General features: G+C 70.7%; 14 protein-coding genes. 11 read left to right on the top strand and 3 right to left on the bottom strand.

Going from position 1 to position 16,617, the window contains the following annotated elements:
• Positions 1 to 38 precede the first annotated feature (38 nt).
• A complete protein-coding gene (locus tag DN051_RS17525) occupies positions 39 to 4,784 on the bottom strand; it encodes an FtsK/SpoIIIE domain-containing protein (RefSeq protein ID WP_112439040.1) in 4,746 nt (1,581 codons plus the stop codon).
• Between the two features lie 304 nt (positions 4,785 to 5,088).
• Between DN051_RS17525 and DN051_RS17520 the strand changes: the two genes are divergently transcribed.
• The 6 genes from DN051_RS17520 to DN051_RS17495 all read left to right on the top strand — a co-directional run bounded on the left by DN051_RS17520 (position 5,089) and on the right by DN051_RS17495 (position 8,967).
• Positions 5,089 to 5,397 (top strand): WXG100 family type VII secretion target, encoded by a 309-nt coding sequence (locus tag DN051_RS17520; RefSeq protein WP_063797336.1) that lies wholly within the window; start codon positions 5,089 to 5,091, stop codon positions 5,395 to 5,397.
• Positions 5,398 to 5,495: 98 nt separating this feature from the next.
• Entirely contained in the window at positions 5,496 to 5,807 is a 312-nt protein-coding gene (locus DN051_RS17515; RefSeq protein WP_053760494.1) for a hypothetical protein, read from the top strand.
• Entirely contained in the window at positions 5,808 to 7,097 is a 1,290-nt protein-coding gene (locus DN051_RS17510) for a putative T7SS-secreted protein (RefSeq protein ID WP_053760495.1), read from the top strand.
• Between the two features lie 51 nt (positions 7,098 to 7,148).
• The gene (locus tag DN051_RS17505) at positions 7,149 to 7,721 is read left to right on the top strand and encodes a hypothetical protein (RefSeq protein WP_159054146.1); all 573 of its coding nucleotides are present in this window, start codon (positions 7,149 to 7,151) and stop codon (positions 7,719 to 7,721) included.
• The gene (locus tag DN051_RS17500; protein ID WP_053760497.1) at positions 7,718 to 8,422 is read left to right on the top strand and encodes a hypothetical protein; all 705 of its coding nucleotides are present in this window, start codon (positions 7,718 to 7,720) and stop codon (positions 8,420 to 8,422) included. The genes DN051_RS17505 and DN051_RS17500 overlap by 4 nt, the downstream gene beginning before the upstream one ends.
• Positions 8,419 to 8,967 carry a hypothetical protein gene (locus tag DN051_RS17495; protein ID WP_053760498.1) on the top strand — a complete coding sequence of 183 codons (549 nt, stop codon included), beginning with the start codon at positions 8,419 to 8,421 and terminating at the stop codon, positions 8,965 to 8,967. The genes DN051_RS17500 and DN051_RS17495 overlap by 4 nt, the downstream gene beginning before the upstream one ends.
• A 388-nt stretch (positions 8,968 to 9,355) precedes the next feature.
• Here DN051_RS17495 and DN051_RS17490 read toward each other — a convergent pair whose 3' ends face one another.
• The gene (locus DN051_RS17490) at positions 9,356 to 10,387 is read right to left on the bottom strand and encodes a hypothetical protein (RefSeq protein ID WP_162624948.1); all 1,032 of its coding nucleotides are present in this window, start codon (positions 10,385 to 10,387) and stop codon (positions 9,356 to 9,358) included.
• Positions 10,375 to 10,959, bottom strand: a complete 585-nt coding sequence (locus DN051_RS17485; protein ID WP_246041055.1) for a hypothetical protein — start codon at positions 10,957 to 10,959, stop codon at positions 10,375 to 10,377. Before DN051_RS17485 ends, DN051_RS17490 begins: the two co-directional genes overlap by 13 nt.
• An 848-nt stretch (positions 10,960 to 11,807) precedes the next feature.
• Between DN051_RS17485 and DN051_RS17480 the strand changes: the two genes are divergently transcribed.
• The 5 genes from DN051_RS17480 to DN051_RS17460 are packed head-to-tail and all read left to right on the top strand — an operon-like array spanning position 11,808 to position 16,612.
• On the top strand, positions 11,808 to 12,530 hold the full coding sequence (locus DN051_RS17480; protein ID WP_112439038.1) for a hypothetical protein: 723 nt from the start codon (positions 11,808 to 11,810) through the stop codon (positions 12,528 to 12,530).
• A gap of 18 nt (positions 12,531 to 12,548) precedes the next feature.
• Positions 12,549 to 13,385: a hypothetical protein gene (locus DN051_RS17475; RefSeq protein ID WP_053760508.1), complete on the top strand. Its 837-nt coding sequence runs from the start codon at positions 12,549 to 12,551 to the stop codon at positions 13,383 to 13,385.
• A complete protein-coding gene (locus DN051_RS17470) occupies positions 13,382 to 14,689 on the top strand; it encodes a TadA family conjugal transfer-associated ATPase (RefSeq protein WP_053760509.1) in 1,308 nt (435 codons plus the stop codon). The genes DN051_RS17475 and DN051_RS17470 overlap by 4 nt, the downstream gene beginning before the upstream one ends.
• 46 nt (positions 14,690 to 14,735) lie before the next feature.
• Positions 14,736 to 15,692 carry a type II secretion system F family protein gene (locus tag DN051_RS17465; RefSeq protein ID WP_053760552.1) on the top strand — a complete coding sequence of 319 codons (957 nt, stop codon included), beginning with the start codon at positions 14,736 to 14,738 and terminating at the stop codon, positions 15,690 to 15,692.
• Positions 15,689 to 16,612 (top strand): type II secretion system F family protein, encoded by a 924-nt coding sequence (locus DN051_RS17460; protein WP_053760510.1) that lies wholly within the window; start codon positions 15,689 to 15,691, stop codon positions 16,610 to 16,612. The genes DN051_RS17465 and DN051_RS17460 overlap by 4 nt, the downstream gene beginning before the upstream one ends.
• Positions 16,613 to 16,617 lie beyond the last annotated feature (5 nt).

The raw sequence follows: 16,617 nt of genomic DNA, 5'->3' as shown, positions 1-16,617 counted from the left end.
GCCCCGCTCACCCGTCGCCCCGCTCACCGGCCGGGCCGTCACATCGGTGTCGTGACCGTGCTGTGCTCGCCGCTGCCGAGGTGCAGCATGCCCTTGCCGGGGGCGATGGGACCGCCCACCATGCTGCGGGTCGTACGGATGCCGATCAGTTCGCCGGACGACGTCTCCTGCGGGGACAGCAGCACGCCGCGGCGGGCCTTCTTCGCGTCGACCTGCCAGCCGGAGAAGCCGTCGCAGATCTCCTCCTCGTCACCGGCGATGACGAACGCGACGCCGTCCTCGGTACCGCTCTGCAGGATGCGTTTGAAGACGTCCTCCGCGTCGCAGTCGTCCAGGACCTCGGCGTCGTCGACGAGCACCACCACCGGCTGCTCCGGCGACGCCGGCTTGATCGCCTCCTCCAGCTCGTCCTCGTCGATGTCGCGGCCGGTGAACACCCGCAGCACGCCCTCCTGACCCTCCAGCTCCCGCAGCGGCGACGGGCGCGGCGCCGCGATCACCAGCCGCACGCCCCGCGCCAGGTAGGAGCGGGCGAAGTTCAGCAGCACCGTGCTGCGGCCCGACTTGGCCGGACCGCCGACCACGAACGCCGGCACCCCCTCGGCCAGGTCCGGGCCGAACGCGGTGAGCTCGTCGCCGCCGACACCGACCAGCGCCCACAGCGGCGAGCCGCTCGTCTCCGGGTCGCGCATCGCGTACGCGTCCGCGAAGGAGATCCGGTTGGGGAGCACGTCCACGCGGAACGGGCGGCGCGAGCGCGGCACGTCCGAGTCCCGGGCCGCGGCCGACTCGCCGATCGCGACCAGCGCTGCGGCCTGGCCCTGACCGGACGTGTCCGTGTCGAGCAGCGCGAACTGCGTCTCCGTCGCCGTCTCGTTGCGGAACGCGCGGCCCGGCGGGATCTCCTCGGGCACCTTGCGGGAGTTGATGTCCAGCATCGAGAAATCGCCCCGGTCGGCGAGCCGCAGACCGTACTTGTCCTCGGTCAGCGAGGAGATCCGGCCCGCGAGCACCTGGCGGTCACCGGTGATGACCACATGGATGCCGACACTCGCGCCCTCGCGCATCATCGCCATCAGCCGGTCGGTGAGATCGCCGTGGTCGTACTCGCCCAGCGTCGGCAGCCAGCCCTCCCAGCGGTCCAGCAGCAGCACGATGTGCGGCAGCCGCTCGTCCCCGGACCCGGCCGCCGCCCGCTGCTCGCCGATGTCGGCGAAGCCCTTCTCCGCCAACAGGTCCTGGCGCCGGGTGAGTTCACCGGACAGCCGCGTGAACAGGCGGACGACACGCTCGGTCTGGTTGCGTCCGACGACCGCCCCGCAGTGCGGCAGCCGGGTCAGCGCGTTCAGCGCGCCGTTGCCGCAGTCGACGCCGTACAGGTGCACGTCGGCGCAGGAGTTCGTACGCGCCAGGGAACCGGCGACGGTCCGCAGCAGCTGCGAACGGCCGGTGCGCGGGGCGCCGCCGACCAGCAGGTGCCCGAAGGTGGCGAAGTCGACGGCGACCGGGCGGCGGGCCTGGTCGCCGGGCAGGTCCTCGACACCGTACGGCGCCGCCGGCAACGCGCCCCGGGCGGCCACCGCCGGGATGTCGTCCAGCAGCAGCGACTCCTCCAGCGCGGGCAGCCACGGGGAGTGCTGCGCCGGGATGCCCAGCGCCGTGTTCGCCTCGCGCACCGCGTCCACCAGCACTTTCAGGTCCGTGATCTCCTCCTCCTCACGGGCCTCGGACTTCGGCTTGCGCAGCGCGGCCCGCCCGAGGTCCTGCCAGGACAGCTCACCGGCCCACGGCGCGAGTGCCGCCGGATCCGCCGCGCCCGGACGGCGCCCGCCGACCCGCCCGGACTGGAACGGGATCAGCGAGGCGTGCCCGAGCCGTACGTACGCCCGGCCCGGCGTGCTCTTGGAGATGTGACCGGCGTCCGGCGCGTCGATGACGTCGCTGGACTCGCCCGCGTCGGTCACCCGCAGCGCGATCCGCAGGTTGGTGTTGGCGCGGATCTCCGGTGAGACGACACCGCTGGGCCGCTGGGTCGCCAGCAGCAGGTGGATGCCGAGCGAACGGCCCCGCTGCGCGATGTTCACCAGGCCCGTGACGAAGTCCGGCAGGTCGCGGACCATCGACGCGAACTCGTCGATCACGATGAGCAGCCGGGGCACGGGCGCCTGCGAGGGGTCCCGGCGCACCAGATCCTGGTAGTCCTCGATGTCCTTGGCGTCGGCGGCGGCCAGGATGTGCTCGCGCCGCTTCAGCTCGGCGCCCAGCGACTCCAGGGCGCGCTCGACGAGGTGGGCGTCGAGGTCGGTGACCATGCCGACGGTGTGCGGCAGCTTGACGCAGTCCTTGAACGCCGAGCCGCCCTTGTAGTCGACGAGCACGAACGTCATGTTCTCCGGTGTGTTCGCCACCGCCAGCGCCGCCACGATGGTCTGCAGCAGCTCCGACTTGCCGGAACCGGTCGTACCGGCGATCAGACCGTGCGGGCCGTCCTTGCGCAGGTCGATGCCGAACGGCCCGTCGTACGACTCGCCGATCACCGCCATCGTCGACTGTCCGCCCATCCGCCACCGCGCGCCGATCCCGTCCGGCGTCGGCGGTTCCAGCTGGAGGACGTCCAGCAGACGGCTGGCGGCGGGCAGCGCCGAGTCCTCCGTCTCACCGCTGATGTCGCGCACCGGGGACAGCGACCGCGACAGCCGTACGCACCAGGCGGACGAGACGAAGTCGGGCCGCACCTCCGTGATGCGCCGGGCCCCGCTCTGCTCGACCCGCAGCCGCAGCTCGGGCGCCGGGCTGTGCTCCTCGCCCGGCTGTCCGGCGGCCGGGTGCCAGGCCTGGAAGGAGGGGAAGCCGCCGGGCGCGGCGACGGCCTGCGGCACCGCCGCGTCGGCCCGGTCGGGGCGCCGGCGCGGTTCGGCGACGACGACGGCCTGGCACTCGCCCGGCAGGAACCGCTCCTCCTCGTCCAGGCACAGCGCGTAGATGGAGACCGCCGGGCCCTCGCGCAGCAGCCGTACGACGCCCGGCAGGGACCGCAGCCGCCGCGAGCCGTCCCAGACGACGACGATGTCCGGGTCGGAGAAGGCCGGACCGCCGTCGGCCCGGGCGCCACCCTCCTTCAGCGCCTTCTGGCGGGCGTCCAGCAGCTGGGTCAGCTCGCCGACGCGGGCGCCGACGGTCTCGGAGTCCGTGCCGATCAGCACGTTGACGTCCTGGCCGCCGGAGGGCCGGGAGTGCGGCAGCCAGCGGACCCAGTCCCAGCGGGGGTGGGCCTCGTTCTCGGTCAGCACATAGAACTGCACGTCCATCGGGCTGTGCAGCACCGCCGTCTGGGCCACCGCCCAACGCCCCAGCGCCTGCGCGGAGTCACCGGGACCCGCCAGGCCCACGACCCCGAGGTCCTTGAGCGGCAGCGCGACCGGCGCGTCCTCGATGTGCCAGGTGACCTCGCGCCTGTGGTCGTCCTGCTCCGGGTCGTCGAGCACCACCTCGGAGGGGACCCGGCCGGTGCCGACCCGCAGCAGCAGATGGTCGGCGTCGGTACGGCGGCGCTCCCACAGCCGGGTGCGCGGGCCGGTGCCGAACGCGAGGACGGCGGACGGGTCGGGTATCGCGTGCCGACGGTCCGACCGCTCCACGACCAGGGCGTCCTGGGCGTCCTTCTCGATCCGCTCCTTGGTCTCCTTGTACTCCTTCAGCTGCTTGGCATGGGACTTGCGGCCGTGCTTCTTGTCCATGAAGTAGTTGCCGAACAGCATGATCGGGCTCAGCACAGCCATGATCAGGTAGTACCAGCGCTGGAAGATCAGCACCATGACGACCGCGCCGACCAGCGGGAACAGCGCCATCAGCCAGGGCAGCGGGCGGGCCTCGAAGTCGCCGGGCGGAGACGGCAGCCGGAACCGGGTCTGCCGCTCGGCGGGCCGCAGGCGCGGCGGACGGTTGTAGTCCAGACCCGTGCCGTCCTCGGACCACTTCAGGGCCGCGTCGGGCGGCGTGTACGCCTTGATCTCCAACAGGCTGTTGCCGACGGCGAGTTGGGCGCCGAGCGGCCAGGAGTCGCCGTCGAGCGGCTCACCGTCGAGACGGACACCGCTGTCGTCGGGGTCCTCGGTGCGGTCCTCGTCCCGGCTCTTCTTCTTGCCCTTGCCCTTGCGGCCGCGGCCGCTCGTGCTCTCGTCGTCGGCGCCGGAGGGCCGGGCCGTGGAGCCGGGGGCGGCGGAGTTCCGGGCACCGGGGTTCCGGGCGCCGGAGTCGCCGGTGGTGGTGTTCTGGCCCGGGGTCTCGCCGTGCTGCGGGTGGACGGTGATCCGGCAGGTGCCGTCCATGGCGATGGACAACGTGGCGGCGCGCGGGGCGAGTTCGGGGTCGTCGACGCGGATCCGGGCGGCAGTACCGCTGCCGATGTCGTACCGCCCGACCCCGAGCCGGTGCACCGCACCCGCCCCCGGACCGCCGACGACACGGAACTCCACGACCCCGGTCGGCTCGCCCATCACACACCCGGCGGGATCGTGCAGGCTGACGACGGCGCCCTCGCGCAGCGGCGAACCGGCAACGGTGGCGGCCGGATCGAGCGCGTATCCGTCGACGTAGGCGTGCGGAGCGTCGCCACCGGGGCCGCGCCGACCGCCGATCGGGATGACGCGGGCGCTGTCCCCGAGACCGATCTGACGCGCCAACTCCTGTGTGATGTCGCCGACGCTGGACTCCGGATCGGCGTCGAGCACCACATCGGCGGCGGCCCCGCCGATCGGATCGACGACGGTCAGGCTCAGGCGCACGTTCGTCCTCCTCGCTGGGCTGAGGCCGCCCCCCGGAACGCTTCAGGCAACGCAGTGACCTTAGCCGCCTCGTCTTTCACCCGTGTACCGGGATGTGCAGGAGTTCACGATCCGCTCGCACAACGCCCCTGGGATCACAACGGCCCCACCCGTAAGATCTTTGCTCACGCGGATGCGACGGCCGATGACCGATGGCCGACGGCCGGTGATCGATGGCCGAGGGCCGACAGCCGACGGCCGGGGCTCCGCGGGTACAGAGCCACGGGGGTAGGCCCTGCGGCGTACATAACGGGAGGGAGCCGTCATGGCCAAGGGCAAAGACGCAGATATCACATATGCCGAGATGGACAAGGAAGCCGGCAAGCTTCTGAAGGACATGCACCGGCTGCACGGCGAACTCGACAGCATCGACGACCGTATTCGCGCGCTCGTCGAGAACGGCTACACCACCCAGAAGGGCTCGGCCGCCTTCGAGGAGTCCTTCAAGGACTTCACCAAGGGCGCGAAGAAGGCCATGGAGGGACTCGAGGGCATGTCCGAGTTCCTGAAGAAGGCCAAGGAGGCCTACGAGCAGCTGGACGAGCAGCTGGCCAAGAGCGCCAAGAGCTCCTGACGCCGGTGGCCGTCGCGCTGTCCGGGTGAGCGGTGGGGCGCCTCGTGCGCCCCACCGCCCCCCGTACCGGCGGCCCTTGAGGAAGAAAGTCTGAACGGGTGGCAGACAGAACGCGGTACGACCTCGACCTGATCAAGGACTGCTCGGACTCGCTCTACCGGATGCACCGCGAGTTCAAGGACAACGGCAATCCCGCGGACGAGTACGGTGACGCACTCGGCAGCGGGAAACTCCGCGACATCTTCGACGACTTCTCCCAGACGTGGAAGAAGAACCGCAAGAAGCTGATGGAGGACATCGAGAACCTCGCCAAGTACACCGGGAACGCGGCCAAGGCGTACGAGGACATCGACCACGAGCTCGCGAACGCGCTCCGGGACGCCAAGAAGAACGGGAAGAAGGAGAAGTAAGTGACTGCCCGTCCGAAGGACTGGTCACCGTTGTACGACTCCGACCCGGTGCCCGGTGACCCGTACGAGGTGGCTCGACTCGGCAAGAAGCTGCGCGGCATGGCCGACGAGATCGACAAGCAGGCGCGCAACATCCGCGCTCTCGCGTCGGTCGACGGATGGGACAGCGACGCGGGCCGAGCCTTCCACGAGATAGCCGACGACACCGCGGGACGCCTGAAGAAGGCCTACGACCGGTACGACGAGGCGTCGAGCGCCCTCGGCACCAAGGTCGTCGAGGGCGACGGCGAGTCCGCGGAGTACGCCAGCGAACTGCACCGTGCTCAGAAGCTCGCGGACAAGGGGCTGGAGGAGTTCCGCGCGGCGGAGGTCGATCACAAGGCCGCTCTCAAGGCCCTGGAGCCGTTCGAGGGGACGGTCCCCTCCAAGGACGACCACACCGAACGGACCAAGCAGGGCAAGAACCGGGACGACGCCGCGCTCCTGATGGCGAAGGCACGCACCAAGATCGAGCGGGCCAAGGACATCCGGGACGACGCCGCCGACCGCGCCGCCAAGAAGATCAAGTACGTGATCCACCACGACGGCGTGCGAGATCCCGGCGGAATCATGAACTGGATCGCGGACAACGCCGACTGGATCTCCACCGCCGCCACGGTCGTGGCGGTCCTGGCGCTGGTGGCCGCGGTCGTCCTGACCGGCGGTCTCGCCGCGGTGCTGCTCGTCGGCCTGGCCTCCGCGCTGAGCGCCACCGCCCTGGCGGGCCGGCTGTACGACGTCTTCGCCCGGGGCGGCAAGTTCGACTGGCTGAAGATCACGTTCGACGTGCTGGGCATCATCCCGGGCCTCGGCGCCCTGAAGGGGCTCTCGGCCGCGGCCAAGGGCTCCCGTCTGCTGGTCGCCCGGCAGGCGGTGTGGGCCGGCTTCACCAACGGTTTCGCCGTGAAGAACTTCAACAAGGGTGTCGTCTGGGCATCCAAGTACCTGACCAGCAAGGGCATCACCAAGGTGCGGCTCCCCGCGGGTGGCTTCGACCCCGAGCTGGTCACCCGGTACATCAAGGGCGCCGCGCTGGGCAACGCGTACGTGCACAGCCTGATCAGGCTGCGGAACTACATCAACCCGGACGGTGAACCCAACCAGGTGAGCCCGCCGCCCGGGGAGGCCAGGCCCCGGCCCACGCCGGCCCCGACACCCAGCCCGTCGAACGAGACACGCACCCCGTCGCCGACACCGCAGCCGAGCCCGTCGTCGACGTCGTTCCACGGTGCGCTGGCGCCTGCGGGATGAGGTCGCGGTACAGGCCGCGGCCGGGTCATGGACCAGAAGGAAATGCGGCTGATGAGTGACTACCACGCCCTGGAATTCGGGAAGTTCGTCGACGACCAGGGGATGACGCACACCATGGTGCCCTCCGCGGCCATCGCCGCGGTGCCCGCGGCCAGGGCCGCGGCCGAGCGCCACGGGCGCGAGGTCCGCTTCGACTTCCTCGACGACCGCGCGGTGCACTGGATGCTGTATCAGCGGCGCGAGGAGACCTCGAAGGCCGGCGCCCAGGGGTGCCTCCTGGCCGTGCCGGTCTTCGTCCTCGGCTTCGGTGCCTGGCCGTTCTGGGACCTGGTCGCCTCGCAGAAGTCCCGGGAGTTCCAGATCGGCTTCGTCGTCGTGGACGCGCTGCTGCTCCTCGTCCTCGGCGGTTTGATCCTCCTGTGGCGACTGCGCGACCTGCGGGACGAGTCCCTGCGCAACACGCGCTGCCGGGCCCGCCTCTACCGGAAGATCGTCGGCATCGCCCGCAGCGGCGGCGCCGACATCCCGCGCCTCTACCCCTACTACGGGATGTACGCCACGTCCCGGAAGTTCTTCCCCGAGGCACCCGACCGCCCGATCCCCGCAAAGGACCAGACTCCGTGACGACCGAGCTCGAACTGTCGGAGTTCATCCCCACCCACCTCGCACCGCCCGCCCTGCACGCCGCGGACATCCATGTCCGCTGGGTGATGCCGGAGATCTTCCACGACATCCCCCTCCACGAGGAGGACGACGACAAGGCGGTGGCGCTGCTGGGGGAGCTCGCCGACAAGGTCCTGCCCGGAGCGCCGGAGGAGGAGAAGACCAAGTTCGCGGTCATGTGCGCGCTCGGCGTGGACGACCTGCTGGCGGCCGGTGCCGAGTTCGCCGGCATCTGCCTGACCGCGGTCGACGACACCCCCTGCACGGCCACGGTCTTCGTCAGCCTGGTGGACAGCCCGGACACCGAGCTCGAAGGGGTCCCGGCCGCGGTCAAGGCGATCGCGTCCGGTCTGCGCCGCGTCGAGGCCGGCGAGGTCGACCGGATCGACCTGCCCTGCGGTCCGGCGGTGTCGTGCATCGGCACGCGGGAGGCGAAGCTCACCGGCGAGCTCACCGAGACGGGGGAGGCGCTTCAGTTCCCCACCTCCTTCATACGGGTCTACGTCCCGCTGCCGAACGGCACCAGCGTCGTCATGGAGATGGGGACCCCGACGATGGCCGGCTGGGACGTCTTCTCCACCATGTTCGGCAACATCGTCAGCAGCGTCCGGCTGTTCCACTCGGACGGCACACCGCTCGTCACCACCGAGGCCGGAGCATGACCGCCACCGGCTCGCCGCCCTCGGACTACCGTCTGCTCGTTCCCCGGGACTGGTTCCGCATCGACCTGACGCGGGAGCGCTGGCGGGGACAGCTGAAGACCTTCGTGGACAAGGAGTTCGCCGGCAGCGGCAGCTCACCGCAGGTGGCTCGCGGCATCTGGGCCACCCTCCGCAACACCGCGGAGAACGGCCTCGCCCACGGTGCGCTGGAGTTCTACCTCCGTACGGAGTCCCCGGACGACGCGACGCCGCCGGCCTCACTGCTGATCTCGTGGCCGCCGGTGCCCCGCGGACTGGCCCCGACACCGGACGAGCTGGCCGATACGCTCGGCCGCCGCGCGGCACCGGGGACGGAGGTGGACGTCGTGGACCTGCCGCCCGGCCGGACGGTCCGGGTCCGCACGGAGACGAACCTGGACTTCCACCTCCACATGCCGGGCGGCGCGGGCTACCTCCACCTGGCCTTCTCCACCCCCCTGAGCGGGACACAGGGCCCGATGGGGAACCTCTGCGAGGCGATGGCTCACTCGGTGCGCTGGCTCTGAGCCTCCGGCTCGGACAAGAAGATTGCGGCGCAACGGGACTCCGCGCCCGACGGGATCCAGGCGGCCCGCGAAAAGATCCAGGAAGCCAGGTGCATTCGCGATGACGCCGCAAAGCGCGCTCGGAACTCAATCGATGCAGTGGTCGACCTACTGTGAAGGGCTCTGTCATGAGTACGACCGATGACGGCCGCCACGTCGACGACTACGTTTGCCGGCTCGATTTCCTCCCGGATGGGTGGACCCGGCGGCAGTGGGGGAACGGCCCGGTGCACGGTCGCGGCTGTGGCCCGAGCGCGTCGTCGGGCCTCGCGGGGCGCCGCGTCGGGGTGAGGGAGTCGGGCGGTACGACCACCCGGCCGGGTTGCCAGGTTGCCGGTCCGCCCGATGCTCACCTGTTCACGGACTGGATTTCCTGGACGGTGACGGCCTGGTCGGCGCCGAACGTGCCGGCGGGGAGGTCACCGCCGGTGCCGCCGCTGCCGGTCCAGGTGATCTCCCAGGTGACCGTGGCCTGGAGGCCGAAGGTGCCGTTGCCGGAGGAACGCAGGTATTTGAGGCCGCACGGCGGGGTGCGGTCGGCCTTGCCCTTGGCGTAGGGCTCACCGATCGATCCGTCGTCGTTGAGGGCGCACTCGCCGGAAGCGGGGTAGGTCTCGGCGTCGGCCGTGCCGGGCTCCAGCCTCAATGAGACCGGCCTGGCGGTCGTGGTCGCCTGGATGTTGAAGCCACCCGCGTTCAGCTGGGCGGTGACCGAGACCTCCTTGAACGTGGCCCGGTCGAGCCAGGCCCACGTGGGGAGGTTCACCTTGGTGGTCTCGGCCGGTGCGAGGGTCACCTCGGTCGCCGGGAGCTGGATCTGGTTGTAGGCGAGCTCCGCCAGGACCTGAGGCGTCACCGCGTTCCGGACGGGCGGCGCGTCACCGTTCTCCACCCAGAAGGGCGGCTCGTCGCAGAGCTGCGCCTCGGGCTCCATCCAGCGGTCCTCGTCCTGGACCGCGACCCAGAAGTTGCCCTCGTCCTTCTCGTCCAGGTTGTAGTTCTTGTACGTGCCGTCCTTGTACTCGTCCCGGAACATCCCGACGGACGTCTTCGCGTAGCTGTGCTGCCCCGGGGTGTTGACCGTCTCGGTGAACATGTCCTCGACGTACTTCGCGAACTCCTCGGCGGAGCGCGGCTCGTACCAGCACGCCGGCGGAGTCCAGTCACCCACCGGCGTGACCCCACGGGAGCCGCCTCCGCTGCCCTTGGTGCTCCCCGAGTACGTGATCTTGGAGACCAGGGCGGTGCCGGAGCGGCTGCCGCCCACGTCGATCTCCGACTCGGACTGGCCCGGGCCCTTGGCGTGCGCGGGCCCGGCGAAGGTGCCGAAAGCGAGCACGAGAGCACTCATTCCGGCGGCGCGGCGGGTCAGGACGCGCATGTCTTGTCCCCTCGCTTCGAGGCCATGTTGGTGGTCTGCCACACGCCCTTGCCGTTTTTCCTCAACTGCGTGCTGTACGTGACGTACGGGCTCTCGTCGGGCGGTGACTTGTCCACCTTGCCGGTCTTGCGGTCCTTGTTGTAGGCCTTGCTCTCGTCCGCGCAGTACACGACGGCGGCCGTGTCCTTGTCGGCGACCTTGATGTCCGGGTTGAAGTAGCGCGTCTGACCAGTGAAGCTGAGGTCCTCGTCGAGCCAGGCCTGGATCCACTTCTGCGCGCTGACGAGCGCGTTGCCCTGACGGTAGTAGGCAACGGCGGCCGAGTCGCTGTCGCCGCGGAGGATGGCGTCGTCGACCGCGTTGACGGTTTGGGCCACGTCGGCCAGGACGGCGTCCTCGGTGGGATCGCCCGTCTGCCAGTTCTCGAACTTGTTCTCCACGCCGTCCGGGAACCTGATCTCGGGCCGGTCGGCCGGACCCGAGGCGCTCCCGCTGGGCGACGGCGACTCCGAGGCGCCGGAACCGGCACCCGCGATCTTGTCGTTGGCGTCGCCGCCGCATGCCGTCAGCAAGAGCGCTGCGGACGCGGCAAGCGCGACAGCAACGGGCAAAGAGCTGCGCTGCACAGTGAACTCCCCGTGAGACAGAAAAACAGTCAAGAGCACCGAAGGTATCGGTGTGGTCGGGGAGTTCGCCAGGGCGAACGTGTCTCAACCAAGAGCCAAAGATGCGGGTTTCGCTGAAGATCGGGCAGTGCCGGGTCGGGCTATGCGGCACGTCACAGGAAGAGCGTCGCCGATGGACGTGCACGTTCCGCCACGTCGTCGGCAGGCGGCCGAGGCGCCGCACGCTTTCCGCCAGGGCGACACGACATCCGGTCGGAGTTCCGCAACTTGCCAGGCGCAACGTGCACAGGTGGGTCCGGTGTGTCCATGGCCGTGCGCAGCGATCAGCGGCACATCGCCTTGAACCCGCGGCGCGGCGAGTCAGGACGCGCAGGTCTTGTCCCCTCTCTTCGACGTCACGTGGGTGGTCTGCCATGCGACGGTCAACCCGATTCAAGCCGTCAACCGACAGGGCTTGCCCGATATCGCGTGAGCGATTCGTGCAGGCCCCATGGGTGCCCTGTGACGGTGGCTTCGATTCGCTCGCGCACAGGGAGGTGTCCCCCTTGGGCCCCAAGGGCAACGGGGCCGGAAGTGGCTCCAGTTGCAGGTGGATAACGGCGCGTCGGAGTGGGTTCGGCGTGCAGGGTGCGCCTTGAGGGGCTTATGTGCGGCTGATACGGTGCGAGCGCTTGACGCTCACCCCGGTGCCGGTTATTCGTCCCGGCCCGCCCCGTACAGCGAGGGACGGGTGAAGTGTCCGAATCTGCACAGTATTTGACAGGCACTTTCTTGGGTGTACGGGGAGCGGTTGCGTGAAGATCCAGGAGCGTACGGGGGCGGGCGCGGGGCGGTCCGCGGTTCCGGCTCAACCGTCGGTCGGTGACCGGCTTCCCACACCTCCTCGCGAGCGCAAACCCGCGCTGGCCGCCCTCGCGGTACTGCTCATCCTGGTCGGAGCCCTCGGCGCGACGATGCTGGTGCTCCAGGCCGGCGACCGGATCGAGGTCATCAAGGTGACCGCGGAGATCCAGGCCGGTGAGTCGATATCCAGCGGCAACACCACCTCCGTGCTGGTCGCCAAGGACGACTCCATCAACTATGTGAAGTGGGAGCAGCGGGACGCCCTCAAGGAGTTCAAGGCGAAGTCCACCATCTACGAGGGGACCGTCGTCATCGGTGACATGTTCACCAAGGGCACCGGCCTTCCCGCCGGCAAGGCGTCCGTCGGTGTCGCCCTCAAGGAGGGGCAGTACCCGAAGGACCTCGAGGCCGGTGACACCGTCGTCGCCTACCGCGTCGGTACGGCCGGTTCGGGATCCGACAGCGAGGACAGCGGCACCGGCGCCGGTTCCTCCTCCGGCGCGGTCCTCGTCGACGACGCGCGCGTGAACACGATGAACGAGGAGAGCGGCGACTCCGCCGTGAGCACCGGCACGCTCTCGCTCACGCTCCTCGTCGACCAGGCCGACGCCGCCGCCCTCACCCAGGCCGCGTCCGCGGGTGAAGTCGCCATCGTGCGCGTCCCCGGCAACTAGAAGGCGGCCCCACACCCCATGGCGCTCATCGCTCTCGCCGCCGACAAGGGTTCCCCCGGCGTCACCACCACGGCCGTCGCCCTCGCGGCGGTATGGCCCCGCCGCGTGCTGCTCGCCGAGACCGACCCGGCGGGCGGCGACCTGGTCTACCGTTCCGCCGCCGCGCACGGCGGACCGCTCAACCCCAACGCCGGCATGCTGTCCATCGCCGCGACGGCCAGAAGGGGCCTCGTCCCGGACCAACTCTGGGACCACGTCCAGCCGTTGAGCGGCGGGCTCGAAGTCCTCGTCGGCCTCGGCATCGCCGAGCAGGCGGCCGGTCTCGCCGGATTGTGGCCCACGCTCGGCCGGGCCTTCGCCTCCCTCGCCGACTCCCCGCACGCCCCCGCCGACGTCATCGCGGACTGCGGCCGGATCAGCGGGGACACCCCGGCCGTCGAGCTGTTCCCGCACGCGGCCCTCGTGCTGCTCATATCCCGTACCGAGCCGGAGGCCATCGCCCGCGTCCGGGACCGTGCCGCGGCCCTGTCCGCGAAGCTGCACGGCGGCCCGCGCGGTGCCGCGAGCCTCGCGACGCCGATGATCGGCGTCGTACTGATCGCCGACCCGAACAACGGCGGCAAGCTCGCCGGGCAGGTCAACGACATGCTGGTGCACGCGCAGACCGGCGCACGCGTGGTCGGCACCATCGCCGACGACCCGTCCGGCGCCGAGCAGCTGGCGGGGCGCAAGCGCGGGCGGCTGGACAAGTCGCTGCTCATCCGCTCGGCCCGCAAGGTCACCGCGGATCTGTACCAGCAGTACGGCGCCGCCTGGTCGGTGCCCGGTCAGGCCCCGCAGGGAGCCGGCCGATGACCGCTGTCGACCACCAGCTGGTCAAGCGGTTCCGGCAGGACGCCGGCGACCGTATCGCCGAGCAGCGCCGGCTCGACCAGGTCAACGGCGTCTCGCCGATGTCCGGCGAGGACGAGCGGCACTACGCCCGCGCGGTCATAGCCCAGATCCTGGAGGAGTACGCCCGCAGCGAGATCAACGCGGGCCGTACGCCGCTGGACGCCGAGACGGAGGAGCAGTACGCGGCCGCGGTGCACGCCGCCCTGTTCGGGGTCGGCCGCCTCCAGCCGCTGCTGGACGACCAGCAGGTCGAGAACATCGACATCAACGGCTGCGACCAGGTCTTCGTCGGGTACGCCGACGGCCGTGAGGTCAAGGGCGACCCGGTCGCCGAGACGGACGAGGAGCTCATCGAGCTGATCCAGGTCCTCGGCGCGTACAGCGGTCTGTCCTCCCGGCCCTTCGACTCCGCCAATCCGCAGCTCGACCTCCGGCTGCCGGACGGTTCGCGTCTGTCGGCTGTCATGGACGTGGCGCGGCGCCCGGCGCTGTCCATCCGTCGTGCCCGGATGGGCAAGGTGTTCATCTCCGACCTGGTCGGCAACGGCACCCTGACGCCCGAGATCGGGCACTTCGTGGCCTGCGCGGTCCGCGCCCGCAAGAACATCATGATCGCGGGGGCGACGAACGCCGGCAAGACGACGCTGCTGCGGGCCCTGGCGAACGAGATCCCGCCGCACGAGCGGCTCATCACGGTGGAGCGGGCGCTGGAGCTCGGCCTCGACACCTTCCCGGAGCTCCACCCGAACGTCGTCGCGTTCGAGGAGCGGCTGCCCAACTCCGAAGGGCAGGGCGCCATCTCCATGGCCGAGCTGGTGCGCCGCTCGCTCCGAATGAACCCCTCGCGGGTCATCGTCGGTGAGGTGCTCGGCGACGAGATCGTCACGATGCTGAACGCGATGTCGCAGGGCAACGACGGTTCGCTGTCCACGATCCACGCCAACAGCTCCAGCGAGGTCTTCAACCGTATTTCCACCTACGCGTTGCAGGCGTCCGAGCGGCTGCCCATCGAGGCCAGCCAGATGCTGATCGCCGGCGCGGTGAACTTCGTCGTGTTCATCCAGCGGCGCAACGACTTCCAGAGCGGCGGACGCCTCCAGCGCACGGTCACCTCCATCCGCGAGGTCAACGGCGTCGACGGCCGGGTGCTGTCCAGCGAGGTGTTCGCCGAGATGCCCGACGGGCGGGTGGCGGCGCACGCGCCCATCGCCTGTGTGGACGACCTGATCGCGCACGGCTACCGGCCGACCGGAACGTGGGGGTGACGGGGTGACCATGAACCATCTCGCGGCGCTCGGCCAACTCGGCTCGATGGGCGGGCTGTTCTCCACCACCGTCCTCTACTCGATCGCCAGTGGGGTCGCCGTCGGCGGCGGTATCGCGCTGTTCGTCGTCGCCGTACGCGGACTGCCCGCGAAGCCGGAGCACGAGAAGCAGAAGGCGAGCGAGCGGGCGGACGAGCTGATCCGGTTCGCCGGGCGGCGCGGCTCGCTGGCCGCCCTGGTCGGACTGGCCGTCCTGCTGCTGACCCGCTGGGCGGTCGCCGGCATCGCCGCCGGTGTCCTCGTCTTCTTCTGGGACCGCCTGTTCGGTGGTGCCGCGGAGGAGCGGGCCGCGATGCGGCGGGTGGAGGCCCTCGCCTCCTGGACGGAGTCGCTGCGCGACACGATCGCGGGCGCCGTCGGCCTGGAACAGGCCATTCCGGCCTCCGCCCGCGCCGCCGCCCCGGTGCTGCGCCCCCACCTGGACGCCCTGGTGGACCGGCTGCGCTCCCGCACCCCGCTGCCGGACGCGCTCCAGATCCTGGCGGACGAGATCGACGACGCCTCGGCGGACATCATCGTCGCGGCACTCATCCTGAACGCCCGGCTCCGCGGCCCCGGTCTGCGGCAGGTGCTCGGCGCGCTCGCCAAGTCGGCCCGCGAGGAGGTCGACATGCGGCAGCGCGTGATGGCCCAGCGGGCCTCCACCCGCCGCTCGGTGCAGATCGTCGTCGGCGTCTCCGTCGCCTTCGTGCTCGGCCTGTCCGTCTTCAACCGGGAGTTCGTCGAGCCGTACGGGACCGCGGTGGGACAGCTCGTCCTCGCCTGTGTGTGCGGGCTGTTCGCGCTGGGCTTCTGGTGGCTGCGCAAGCTGTCGACGATCGAGACGCCCGAGCGCTTCCTGGTGCGGGGCGAGTCGTCGGTGCGGTTCGTACGGCCCCGGACGCCGGACATGACCGGCGCTCCGGCGCAGACTCTTCCGTCGGACGAGGGGGTACGACGGTGAACCTGACATTCCCGATCGTGGTCGGCGCGGTTCTGGGCCTGGGCGTCTACGCCCTGGTCCGCGCGCTGATGCCGACCCGGCGGAGCGCGGTCTCGCAGGTCGCGCGGATCGACGCGATGCGGGCCCGCGGGACGGCGTACGAGTCGGCGCGCTCGGCCCGGGAGCCCGGCGGCCGGTTCGGTTCGCTGCGGGCCGAGGTCGGCGCGCGGGTCGCCGAGCTGTACCAGCAGCAGGGCTGGGAGCAGCGCTCGCTGCGCGCCGACCTCGCCGTGCTGGACCGCAGCTGGGAGAAGTTCCTGGCGACCAAGGCGCTGCTGGCCGCCGCCGGGCTGTTCTTCGGCCCGTTCCTGTTCGCGGTGGTCTGGACGATGGGCTTCGGCAGCAGCCCGGTCATCCCGGTGTGGCTGGCGCTGCTCTGCGCGATCGTCTTCTTCTTCCTGCCCGACCTGGAGGTACGGCGGGACGCGGCGGACAAGCGCCGGGACCTGCGCCGGGTGATCGGCGCCTATCTGGACCTGGTGTCGATGAGCCTGGCCGGCGGCCGCGGTCTGCCCGAGGCGCTGATGGCGGCGGCCGAGGTGTCGGACGGCTGGGCGTCGCAGCGGATCCGCAACGCGCTCGCCGACGCCCGTATCACCGGCATCAGCCAGTGGCAGGCGCTCGGGCAGCTCGGTGAGGAGATCGGCGTCGAGGAGCTGAAGGACCTGTCGGCGTCGCTGGCCCTGGTCGCCGACGACGGTGCCAAGGTCCGCGAGTCGCTGGCCTCCCGGGCCGAGACGATGCGGCACCGCGAACTGGCCGAGATCGAGGGCAGCGCGGGCGAGAAGTCGCAGTCGATGCTCGTGGCCCAGCTGCTGCTGTGTGCCGGCTTCCTGGTGTTCCTGATCTTCCCGGCGGCGATGCGCGTGTTCCAGGTCTGACGTCA

The organism is Streptomyces cadmiisoli, assembly GCF_003261055.1.
In the GTDB taxonomy this organism is placed as follows: Bacteria; Actinomycetota; Actinomycetes; order Streptomycetales; family Streptomycetaceae; genus Streptomyces; species Streptomyces cadmiisoli.
The sequence above is the reverse complement of the archived record's forward strand: the minus strand, read 5'-3'. Positions and strand labels throughout refer to the sequence as shown.

Coding starts and splice junctions, on each gene's coding strand:
- DN051_RS17465 (WP_053760552.1), top strand. CDS start 14,736: ATGGGCGGGCTGTTCTCCACCACCGTCCTCTACTCGATCGCCAGTGGG.
- DN051_RS17495 (WP_053760498.1), top strand. CDS start 8,419: ATGACCGCCACCGGCTCGCCGCCCTCGGACTACCGTCTGCTCGTTCCC.
- DN051_RS17470 (WP_053760509.1), top strand. CDS start 13,382: ATGACCGCTGTCGACCACCAGCTGGTCAAGCGGTTCCGGCAGGACGCC.
- DN051_RS17505 (WP_159054146.1), top strand. CDS start 7,149: ATGAGTGACTACCACGCCCTGGAATTCGGGAAGTTCGTCGACGACCAG.
- DN051_RS17490 (WP_162624948.1), bottom strand. CDS start 10,387: ATGCGCGTCCTGACCCGCCGCGCCGCCGGAATGAGTGCTCTCGTGCTC.
- DN051_RS17475 (WP_053760508.1), top strand. CDS start 12,549: ATGGCGCTCATCGCTCTCGCCGCCGACAAGGGTTCCCCCGGCGTCACC.
- DN051_RS17520 (WP_063797336.1), top strand. CDS start 5,089: ATGGCCAAGGGCAAAGACGCAGATATCACATATGCCGAGATGGACAAG.